Consider the following 10,353-nt stretch of genomic DNA (forward strand, 5'->3'; position numbering starts at 1 on the left):
CCCTCACGGGCCTGATATGAGAGCCACTGGCGGGTAGCATGAACCCAAGCAGGCAAAAAGACCTGCTGCGAACCCCTCACATCGCTGGTGGCGGTTGGTGCAGGAGTTTCCACACAGCCTAGGCCCAAAGCCGACATTCGGGCTTTCAGGATGTTGTCGCACCGCGTTCTTGAAAGCAGCCGCTCACCAGGCAGTGCATCGACGATCCGGCCATTTTGGCAGCGATGCAGGACAAACGCCAATGCAATTTTCGCCTCATGTGTTGACTAGGAAACTTAGCATGTGTAGTTTACTAGTCAACATACAGCAAGCGAGTCACCATGCCTGTCTCTAACTTGACCGAACATACCGGCTATTGGCTGCGCATGGTGTCGAACGCCGTGTCACAGGACTTTGCTCGAAAGGTCGCCGTTGAAGGGGTTACGGTCGCAGAATGGTCTTTCATGCGGGCACTTTTTGATGGGGATGGCACCGCGCCCACAGCGCTGGCCGACCAGATGGGGATGACTCGCGGCGCGATCAGCAAGCTCGCTGACCGGCTGGTGTCCAAGGGACTGGTATCGCGGGCCGAGGCCGGCGGGCGGGGACAGATCCTGTCGCTGACACCTACGGGACGGGCACAGGTTCCTGCCTTGGCTGCGATGGCCGACGCAAATGAAGCCGAATATTTCGGCCTCCTGACCGGCGAAGACCGAGAGGCGCTAGGCCGGATTCTGCAGAGCCTCGTCGAACGACGAGGGCTGACCCAAGCCCCGGTGGACTGATCCGTCAGACCTGAACAGACATCTGTAACATGAAAGGAACCGCCATGGACGCGGAACGAACTGCAATTGCCGAAACCTGCCTTCATGCCGCGCACAACGGCAGCCTCAGCTTTCCCGAGATCGTGGGCAGGCTGATCACGGCAGGCTTCGAGGGCTATGCCGTCGATTATCGTCGCAACACGCAGACCTTCTACCTGACTGAGGGTGATAGTGTGGTGCTGGACATGCCGCAGGCCCCGGGTTCAATCGGCATCACTTTCGATGCAGGCGAAGTCGAACGGCTTGTCCGCTGGGCACAGGCCAATCCGGCCGATTACAGCTATTCCGCCTTCAGCGAAAAGGCCAAGGTTGCCGGGTGTGCGGGCTATCTCGTTTCGTTCATAGGGCGGCGCGTGGTCTATTGCGGCCGAACGGCCGAGACCCATGTCGAGCATTTCCCAAGCTGAGCATGATGGACGAAGGAGGCCATATCGGCAGGTAGAATCCCGCCGCCCCTTACGTTGCCGAGAGTGAGAGCCGTGCCGGTTTTCCGTTGACGGGTTGAAGGTTGGGAGATTGGCTCCCGGCGCCTGTCGCGGGAGATTACTGATGGGTGTTGTGGAAGTTCTGGACCCGATGCAGCCGACGAAGGCTGGTGGCTGGAAGGTGGATGTGAGCCGGGGTGAACGGAACGGGCGGGTGTCGTCCGAATGGTTCAACCGGCCCGATGATGAGCGGTACCTGTCGCTCGATGATCTCTGGGCGAATGTGAAGGGCCGCTCCGAGCGCAGTCGCAGCCGTGTGGTGCAAACGGCGGACATCCGCGTCGAAGCCGCGCGCGACAGCGCCGAGCGGCTGCATCTTTTTCTGCCGAAGGCACATGAACCGGTGGCGCCCACGCATTGGGCCTTTGGCCAGCTTGCTAGCATCGTCGGCGCTCCGGCATCCTACCTGCGGCAGCTGCCCGCGCCGCTGGCGGGGATCAATCTGCAGTATGGCCTCGCCAACCACCGTGCTGAGCAAGTGAAGACCTTCGAGACGGAAGATGGTCGCACCGAACTGCGTGCGGTGACTGGTCCCGATTATGGCCGCATCCACGACCATGAATTGGTCGAGGCGGTGCAGCGCATCGCGGGCAACGGCACCGGTGACACGCGCTGGAAGGTGCCGGGCGTGCTGGACTGGTCGACCGGGGTCTACAACCCCGATGTCAAGATCAGCCGCGACACGACCACGCTATATGCCTCGGACCGCGACGTATTCCTGTTCTTGGTCGATGATCACAACCCGATTGAGGCGGGCCGGCTACACCTTCACCGAAGGAGGGCGGCGTTTCAGGTGAAACCGACATTGTGAATACCTTCCCTCATCAGGCACTTGAAATGTACGTCAGATGGGCGTACATGATGACAGGCTATTCAGGAGGCGGCTATGCTTGGTTTCCATGACACCACGCGCGCGATAGATGAGCGCAACGAAGCCCGGATGAATTTCCGGACCAAGCCTCGCATCAAGACTGCGATCCAGCAGGCAGCGGCGCTTTCAGGCGTCGACGATTCCGTCTTCACGATGAATGCGGCCTATCAGGCCGCGCTGACAACAATCGCGGCGCATGAACGGACGGTGCTGTTGCCGGTCGATCATGAAGCGTTTTTCGCGGCACTTGATGCCCCTGCGGCACCGACTGATGCTCTACGCGCGGCTTTCCGTCGGCATAGTGACACGGTTGTGTCGAAGTAAATGACGGCATCGAAACCGTCCGCCTATACCATTGAGCCGTTCGATCCGGAGAAGCATGATCGAGCGGCTTTTTCTTGCGGCGTCGAACAGGTCGACAACTATTTTCAAAAGACTGCCAACAAGCTGGCAAAGGCGGACAACGTCCGACTTTATGTAATGGTCGATTCTGCCGGCACGGTGATCGGTTTCTATGCTCTCAATGCCCATGCGGTTCACTTTACAGAGCTGCCCGCAAAGTTCGCGCGGACACGGCCTTCGCACGGCAATATCCCGGCCGCTTACATCTCGATGATCGGGCGGGACCAAAAGTTTCGCGGCGGTGGATATGGTGGCGATCTGCTTGTCGACGCTCTTCGCCGGATTGCCGTTGCGGCCGATGCCATCGGCGTCGCCGTCGTCATGCTTGATGTGCTCGACTGTGGCGATCCCGACCGCGTTGCGCGCCGCAAAACACTTTACGAAAGCTATGGGTTCCAGTCGCTGGCGTCGAACCCATTGAGGATGTTCCTGCCCGTCAGTGTTGTCCGCAAGCTCATCGTTGAAGATGAAGACGGGCAACAGAAGGATGTGGCGCTCACGGAATTGGCGCTGCCAGGACAGGACTTGGACCGAGGCTGAAGTCTCGCAAGACCGAAACTGCAAACCTATGGCATGGCAAATTGCCCGTGTTTGCCACGCTATGGTTGAGCATGGGCGTGGTAAATCAGGTCTTGCCTGAAGTAGAATCGTATGGAAGTTCCCGCCGCGGCTTCTTTGACGGACAAGAGTTTCCAGCGTCATGGGCGCCTTAAATCGTGATCTTCCAAAGAGGTCGACGAGCAGCCTCAAGCGAAACGGGGCCGATGGTGCAGGATCTTTCGATGATCGCCATCTCCATTTCAAGAAGCGGGGGCCAGCGGCTTGGCTACGGGGCGTTCACTCAGATCGCTAAAGGAAGCTTGTAGCCGGCAAGATCGGAGAATTTTCTCGCGACTTCCGCGACTGCGTCCTTGCTGACCCCCATCTCGTCTATAAACGACTGCTGCAGCTTGGGGGAGACTTCGGACAGGAAGGCGAATACGCTGCAATCGTAGGAGTCCGCACTATTAATGTCGGCGATTTTTTCGGCCAGTTGGGCAGCCGTCAGCAGCACGCCGTAAGGCGCGCTGACTGTCGACATTACCTTCGCTGTGACCGAGGCCATTGCATCATCTTTGTGCTGGAACTGCTTCTACAAGATATGTGATTGAGCTTTCCAAAACAACAAAGCCTCGATCGCTCATTGTCACCTGTTCCCGTCGATCCATTTCGACATCAGGCCCTTGTCTCGGAAACACTCGTCCGGAACAGCGCGGCGCTTGATCCGGGCGAGGCGCTCCGCAAATGCGACCTGCTTGGAGGATGGCAGCTGGTCAAGCGCGGAGACCGGTTTCAGCCTGGCCTGCGCATCGATCCAGGAACTCAAAGCCCGCCGATCCTGCTGCACCTCCCAAGGTAGCAGCGTCTGGTTACGCAGCGCCAGTGACCGCGCATAGGCGATCTGTTTGGGCGTCACGGGCAGGGCGAATGTGGTGTCTTCCATCGGGGAAACTCCCTTGCTGGTTGGATTCCATATATAGAACATAACACGAACAAAATCAACCACCGCGGTGCCAAGGATCTACGTTCGAGAGGCAGAGGCAGGATGGGGCAGGGGGAGCTGGAAGGCTGCGCGAGAGCGCCTTCGGCTGTCCCGCTTTCCCCAAACTGAGGTGTTCTGATGTCCACCATCTTCAGAACGACTTCATTCGGCATCGCGACAGCGGCCTCCCACCTTGCGCCACCGGGCAACCGGCAGAGCTTTGTCCGTTTTCTCGACAGGAATTTCGTCGGACGTGCCGCGCTGGCCTATCCGGTCGCGCTACATCCGTTGTGTCTGTGTCCCGGCTTGGGCCGGGACATCATTGGCACGGGCCAAACTACTGCGCGTAGACTTCTTCCTTGGTGTAAAAGCCACCTTCGATCACCGTGGCGTCCACGTTTTCACGCGTAACCAGCACCACCGGCGTTACAACAGTCGGCACATCGACCATGCCGTTGTTGATCACCCGATCAGCCTTGACCACATCGCTCACCGCGGCATCGGGGCTACTAGCCAGATCAAAGGCGATCTGTGCGGCAGTTTCCGCCAGAGGTACGATTTTCTTCCAGATCTCGACCGCCTGCTTGCCCTGGGCGACGAACTGGATGTTCACCAGATCGGCGTCGGACCCTGCCACAAACACCTTGTCCGAACTGGCCAGACCCTGGGCGTCCAGCGCCGCAATTACGCCGCGCGCCATGCCGCTGTTGTTGCAGATAAAGGCATCGACGCCGTTGCCGAACTTCGTCAGCACGATTTCCGTGGTGGCCATCGCCTTTTCGGACGACCAGCCCTCGTGCGCCTGTTCGGCCACCAGTTCCAGCCCCGGATTGGCCTGGATGATTTCTAACGCGCCGCTGGACATCGCAATCGCGTTGGAATCCCCCGGTTGGCCCATGATCAGCGCGACCTTGCCTTCTACATTGCCGCCCTTGTGCACCTTCAGCCATTCGACCATGGCTTCGCCCTGCAGCTTGCCCACGGCCCAGCTGTCTTGCATCACCATCGCATCCAGCGGCCTGTTGGACAGCATCGAGTCATAGCCGACAACCTTCACGCCTTCCATGTTGGCCATCTGCACCATGCTGCCCGCCGTGCCGGTGTTCACCCGTCTCAACCTGGCAGACCTCACTAACCTCCACGCTGGCGGTTGGAGCCCAATGCTTCATCGATATCACGGCCTGATCCCTTCAATCTGTGAAGCTCAGTCAGACCGTGCCACACAAATTGAGGATGACCCAATTTGAGGGTTACTCGACACGAATTCTGGAGTCTAAATCTAAAAAAGACTCCAATTAAAATTAAAGTTATGATGAAACCAGCGTTACTTGTAATTAGTCACTTTTTACTTGCCGTATTCTTGACAGATTCGATCCCAATATCAAGCACTGATATCGGCCGCTGCATAGGGCAGCCTTCAATGCGCCACCTGAAATTTTGGGAGTTTCAAAAATGACGCTAAAAGCAAACTCTTCTGCAGGATTCTACAGCATTGCAACACATGGCGGTACTTATCAAGCATCAGTGTTTGGGGGCATCTACACTGCGTTCACTAAATTTTCGAGCTTCAGTGACTTCGCAAGCGTGATGAGATTAACTCACATTCGATGGCCAGGAGGCACGATGGCAGAGCAAGATAGCAATCGGTACAGTTTAACTCACCTTGACATATTCAACCCGGACCTAGGCAGACCCGGGCTCTCTGATATGCTTGAGTTCTGCAATGCGAATGGCAAGTCATTTTCAATGACTATGCCTACATCGCACTATGTAGGCCCAGGAGGTGCTGTCCGGGGCGCCGCACTTCGTTCTGAGGTGCGTGACTTTGCATTAAAACTTGTGCAAGGCGGGTTCGGCGAAGTTCCTAAAGACATGACTCTTGACATAGGCAATGAATACTATGCGCAGCCGGTTTTTCAGGGAAATCCCAAACTATTTGCAAGAATCGCGAATGTAATGATTGAAGAACTGTCTGCTGTTTTTGATAGCGCGGCGCACAACAAGCTTGGCATACAAATCAAAATTGCAATGCAGATTGGCGGTAACATTGAAGATGATGCGATAATTCGTAATGAGTTGAGTTCAAAATCGATGCTCGCAATTGATGAGTTGCGCACGCATCGACTAAGTGGAAATTTCGAATATGCTGGCCGCATGATTGATAGAGTTGAAGAGACTATTGAAGCTTGGAAAAGTGAACAGCGCTCTATCGGCGGTGATGGCAGATTTGATCTCAATATGTCGGCCTGGTCTACCGCCAACTGGACGCGTCCAGAGGCAATAAAAGACTACATCAAGCACTATAAAGCAAATTTTGGAATAAACACTGCTGTGACAGATGCCGAGAACTCCCAGAGAACAAACAACGAATTTGAACGCTTCTGGCAAACCGGCGATCTCATTGGGCCAAACGGCAAGGTCGTCAAGACTAGTCTCGGTCTGATGGCCCTAGATTATGGTCCTCGCACAGCTCTAAATTACCTGGAGCTTGTGTCGAACTACGTCGAAATTGGACTGGCCCGAGCCTCTGTCTACGGAATAGACGTTGCAGGTGCAACGACAGGAAGTCGACCCAACGCGGTTCAAGGCCACCTATTTGGAACAGAGATGTTTGCGTTGATGGCCGAGAGCCTGCCAGGAATGACTCGCATGAAACTACCTGTTGAAATAGTACGCCCCCTCGGCGTGTCCAGCCATGTGAATGTGTACTCATTTGAGAGTCGCGAAAAGGTAGTGGTATTTTTGGCCGCAAACGATATTAACAACACAAGCGGCTTGACATACAATTTCTCGAACCTTTCCATCGAGGGAAACTTTGTTTCAGCATGGGGTGAGAGGCTCTATGGGAAAACTCCACCTGACTGGATGAAGTTGTGGCGCATTCCCGATAACCCAACCTTAAATGAATGGCCTGAAGCCAACCGGTATAGTTTGGGCATCACAGAAACATTCGTCCCCAAAATGTCTGGTAATACAGTTCAAATTTCCTTCAAACGCGACTTCGAGGTCGTACGTTTAGTGTTCGCAAAAGAAACTGCAGACCTCGAATCTATTGGTGACTGGGCCGGTGCCAACCGCCACGATTTCTTCTCACTTGTAGACAACACGTCAGTTGGCCGCACAGAGGCTGGCACCCGTCATTCCGACATGCTGGTAGGGACACTGGAGAACGATCACATGGCGGGTCTTGCGGGCAACGATACGCTAATTGGCGGCTCCGGGAATGACACACTTTTTGGTGGTGAGGGTTCCGATGAGTTGAATGGAGGTGCTGGCGCTGACACGCTGACTGGAGGAGATGGCAATGATACGTACATTGTTGACAATCCATATGACAAGATTTATGAAGCTTTTAACAAGGGCAGTGACTTAGTTCTGTCCTCGGTGGGCTTTAATCTTCCTGCAAATGTCGAAAACCTGCGTTTGGTTGGTTCGAGTGATATTCGGGCAGTAGGAAATGAAATCGGCAATTTTATTGAGGGCAACTCGGGTAACAATACCATGAGCGGCCTCAGTGGCGATGACACGCTTTCTGGCGCTGGCGGAAACGACGTAGTTTTGGGGGGGGGAGGAGACGATCAAATGAGTGGCGGTCTGGGCGATGATACGTTGGATGGAGGCCATGGTGCTGATCGCATGAATGGTGGGAGGGGAAATGACACATACATTGTTGACAACATTCTTGACTCAGTTTTTGAACTGCGAGGAGAAGGTGTTGACTTGGTCATTACGTATGTCTCCTTTGCTATACCCGCGAACGTCGAGCAGATGAACTTAGAGGGCGAAAAGGATATACTGGGATTCGGCGGTGCTGGCGCTGATAAGATCACAGGCAACAGTGGAAACAACAGAATTTCAGGTGGTGCTGCCTCTGATACCTTGCTCGGCAATAGAGGAAACGATACACTTGACGGTGGGACCGGGGGAGATCTTCTTATTGGCGGTGATGGAAATGATACCTATCTGGTCGATACCACTCTGGATGTAGTTGTTGAGGAAGCAGGGGGAGGAAGCGACGTCGTCCACAGCGGCATAAGCTGGCATTTGGGCAAGAATTTGGAGAACCTTATTTTGACCGGGTCCGGTTCAAGCGAGGGTACAGGAAATCGACTTCCCAACGAGATCGTTGGCAATGTTGGAGACAATATACTTCGTGGTTGGGGAGGTGATGATCAATTGTATGGCGGACCTGGTCAGGACCAATTGTATGGGGGAGTAGGCAATGATACTTTGACCGGAGGCGCTGGGAATGATATCTTAGTTGGCGGACAGGGTGCCGATACCTTTGTATTTGATCGCGACTTTGGTCACGACACAATCAGGGACTTTAACGTTGATGTCTCCGGCGAAAAGATCGATCTCACTGGCTTGTCTAGAGATCTGTCATTCGCTTTCGTCCGTGCCTCCATGATACAGAAGGATCGTTCGACTTTGATTGATTTTGACGGTCAAAGCATACTGTTGTCTGATGTAAATATGGACGAATTGCGCCATAGCGATTTTATATTTTAGCATCCTCATTTTTGGCTAGAGTCAGGACCCGAAAATCTGCTTGAGCGACGGGTGGTGGCGTGATTCAAACTCCCAAAGTGGGGAGACATCATGAGAAATTTTTCTGGTCGTTGGAAGAACAGCTTTACCGGTTGCGACCGTTCTTCCCGAAGTCGCGCGGCAAGCCGAGGGTTGACGATCGGCGGGTTGAACCGTGCCGGGTTTGCCGGCAACTGTATTCAGGTTGGCTGAACCTCCCGGAAGTAGGTGCCGTCCGCGACCATGCTGTTGAGCACGCTGAGCAGCTTTCTGGCCGTCGCGGTCAAAGCGGCTTTCACTGGTTTTCCTGCCTCCTGCAGCTTCTGCCGGAACGCTCTGAACGTCGCCGAGTGACGGGACGCATGCAGGGCGGCGAGATAGAGGACGGTCCTGACGGTTGCCCTCCCGCCACCGATGACCCGTCTTCCGTTGCGCTGGCCGCTATCCCGGGCAATCGGCGCAAGGCCGGCGAGAGCAGCGATCTTTCGGCGATCGGTTGTGCCGATCTCCGGCAACTCAGCCATGAGTGTGGCGGCGACGATCGTGCCCACACCGGGCACCGACTGCAGCCGACGATCAGTTTCGGCCAGTTCGGGCGAGCAGCGAATGATCTCTGCGATCCTTGTCTCGACCTACTCGATCCGCCGCTCGAGGAGCAGGATCAAGCTCTTGATGTCGGACCGGGAATCGCAGTCTGTCGTCTGCTGAAGTCTGGTCACCTCCTGCTTTCGCATCTCAACCAACTGACGGCGCCGGGTAATCTGCGCGAGAAGCGCCTGCCGCGTCGGTGAGCCGGTCGGGGTCTGCGGTGGCTGCAACCTCTGACCAAAGGTCGCGAGCATCCTGGCGTCGACACGGTCGGTCTTGCCGATCACTCCCATGGCTCGCGCAAAATCGCGGGCCTGACGGGGATTGACGCGGCTGAAGCTGGCCTGGGCAGCCTCAAGGCCCTCGCGCAGCACCCGGTCATAGCCGCCGCTGGCCTCGAAGATCACCCAGACGCCCTCGCGCGCGGCGGCCCGGGCGAAGCTGCGGACGCCGGATGGGGTGTTCTCTATCCGCTTGGCACCCCGGGCTGGATGTTAGATGTCGAGCCACAATTTGGCGACATCGACGCCGATGTAGATCTGGTCCATTATGTCTCCTGTTCCTGTTCTGAGGGTTCTGCGCCAACAGCCCCAATCAACTGTTCAGGATGAATGCGAAGAAACGGGCGGCTCCCTTGCCGGCAAACGGGCTTCGTCGATGGCCCCGGAGGCTCGCGGGATGCCGCCCGCACCATCCTTCATAGCGGATTCCGCAAAGACAGGAGGCTGATTGAACTTTGTTACGCAACCATGGGTTCAGTTTCCAGCGCTGCGTAGTAGTCGGCTTCGGCTTCTGCGGGCGGGATGTTCCCAATAAGCTCAAGCAGACGGCGTTTGTTGAACCAGTCCACCCATTCCAGCGTTGCGCATTCGACGACCTCGAAGCTGCGCCAGTGGCCGCGACGATAAATGACCTCAGTCTTGAACAACCCGTTGATCGTCTCGGCAAGCGCTTTGTCATAGCTGTCGCCGACGCTGCCTACAGAGTTCAGCCTGAACAAGCCTGAAGCCATTGCTTTTGTTTGATAGTTCGTCCTGAATAACACCTATGCTATTGATTTTGCGCTGAAACGTTGCGGTTTTTCTCGCCATGGTCTGCAAGGTTTTGTATAATTTCCGCCGAAACCTTGCAATTTCGGGTCTGTCATGAAGC

At 55.7% G+C, this 10,353-nt stretch carries 10 protein-coding genes and 2 pseudogenes; 6 read left to right on the forward strand and 6 right to left on the reverse strand.

The features are described from left to right. Positions 1–335: 335 nt before the first annotated feature. The 5 genes and pseudogenes from GEU84_RS20685 (at position 336) to GEU84_RS20705 (ending at position 3,101) form a co-directional block, all read left to right on the forward strand. Positions 336–764: a MarR family winged helix-turn-helix transcriptional regulator gene (locus GEU84_RS20685; protein WP_217438622.1), complete on the forward strand. Its 429-nt coding sequence runs from the start codon at positions 336–338 to the stop codon at positions 762–764. Positions 765–808: 44 nt separating this feature from the next. Then, positions 809–1,210 (forward strand): DUF1398 domain-containing protein, encoded by a 402-nt coding sequence (locus GEU84_RS20690; RefSeq protein ID WP_152828787.1) that lies wholly within the window; start codon positions 809–811, stop codon positions 1,208–1,210. A gap of 142 nt (positions 1,211–1,352) precedes the next feature. Next, a pseudogene (locus GEU84_RS20695) lies at positions 1,353–2,051 on the forward strand (DUF932 domain-containing protein); the annotation flags it as partial. Positions 2,052–2,174: 123 nt separating this feature from the next. Continuing rightward, on the forward strand, positions 2,175–2,483 hold the full coding sequence (locus GEU84_RS20700; protein ID WP_152828788.1) for a type II toxin-antitoxin system TacA family antitoxin: 309 nt from the start codon (positions 2,175–2,177) through the stop codon (positions 2,481–2,483). Beyond that, positions 2,484–3,101 carry a GNAT family N-acetyltransferase gene (locus GEU84_RS20705; protein WP_152828789.1) on the forward strand — a complete coding sequence of 206 codons (618 nt, stop codon included), beginning with the start codon at positions 2,484–2,486 and terminating at the stop codon, positions 3,099–3,101. A 301-nt stretch (positions 3,102–3,402) separates the two neighbouring features. On the opposite strand, the gene GEU84_RS20710 is transcribed toward GEU84_RS20705, so the two are convergent. From GEU84_RS20710 to GEU84_RS20720, 3 genes are all read right to left on the reverse strand, one after another. Then, positions 3,403–3,666 (reverse strand): hypothetical protein, encoded by a 264-nt coding sequence (locus GEU84_RS20710; protein ID WP_152828790.1) that lies wholly within the window; start codon positions 3,664–3,666, stop codon positions 3,403–3,405. 81 nt (positions 3,667–3,747) lie between these two features. After that, on the reverse strand, positions 3,748–4,044 hold the full coding sequence (locus tag GEU84_RS20715; protein ID WP_152828791.1) for a hypothetical protein: 297 nt from the start codon (positions 4,042–4,044) through the stop codon (positions 3,748–3,750). A 376-nt stretch (positions 4,045–4,420) separates the two neighbouring features. Next, positions 4,421–5,191: a substrate-binding domain-containing protein gene (locus GEU84_RS20720; RefSeq protein WP_217438623.1), complete on the reverse strand. Its 771-nt coding sequence runs from the start codon at positions 5,189–5,191 to the stop codon at positions 4,421–4,423. Between the two features lie 329 nt (positions 5,192–5,520). Between GEU84_RS20720 and GEU84_RS21410 the strand changes: the two genes are divergently transcribed. Further along, a complete protein-coding gene (locus GEU84_RS21410) occupies positions 5,521–8,595 on the forward strand; it encodes a calcium-binding protein (RefSeq protein WP_152828792.1) in 3,075 nt (1,024 codons plus the stop codon). A 218-nt stretch (positions 8,596–8,813) separates the two neighbouring features. Here the strand turns inward: GEU84_RS21410 and GEU84_RS20730 are convergent, their stop codons facing one another. The 3 genes and pseudogenes from GEU84_RS20730 to GEU84_RS20740 all read right to left on the reverse strand — a co-directional run. Further along, positions 8,814–9,233 carry a transposase gene (locus tag GEU84_RS20730; RefSeq protein WP_338144852.1) on the reverse strand — a complete coding sequence of 140 codons (420 nt, stop codon included), beginning with the start codon at positions 9,231–9,233 and terminating at the stop codon, positions 8,814–8,816. 12 nt (positions 9,234–9,245) lie between these two features. After that, positions 9,246–9,671: an IS110 family transposase gene (locus GEU84_RS20735; protein WP_174540113.1), complete on the reverse strand. Its 426-nt coding sequence runs from the start codon at positions 9,669–9,671 to the stop codon at positions 9,246–9,248. Positions 9,672–9,940: 269 nt separating this feature from the next. Beyond that, positions 9,941–10,186, reverse strand: a pseudogene (locus GEU84_RS20740) (integrase core domain-containing protein); the annotation flags it as partial. Between the last annotated feature and the right edge of the window lie 167 nt (positions 10,187–10,353).

Origin of the sequence: Fertoeibacter niger, assembly GCF_009380135.2 — a bacterium.
Classification (GTDB): domain Bacteria; phylum Pseudomonadota; class Alphaproteobacteria; order Rhodobacterales; family Rhodobacteraceae; genus Fertoeibacter; species Fertoeibacter niger.

Coding starts and splice junctions, on each gene's coding strand:
- GEU84_RS20690 (WP_152828787.1), top strand. CDS start 809: ATGGACGCGGAACGAACTGCAATTGCCGAAACCTGCCTTCATGCCGCG.
- GEU84_RS20700 (WP_152828788.1), top strand. CDS start 2,175: ATGCTTGGTTTCCATGACACCACGCGCGCGATAGATGAGCGCAACGAA.
- GEU84_RS20705 (WP_152828789.1), top strand. CDS start 2,484: ATGACGGCATCGAAACCGTCCGCCTATACCATTGAGCCGTTCGATCCG.
- GEU84_RS20710 (WP_152828790.1), bottom strand. CDS start 3,666: ATGGCCTCGGTCACAGCGAAGGTAATGTCGACAGTCAGCGCGCCTTAC.
- GEU84_RS20715 (WP_152828791.1), bottom strand. CDS start 4,044: ATGGAAGACACCACATTCGCCCTGCCCGTGACGCCCAAACAGATCGCC.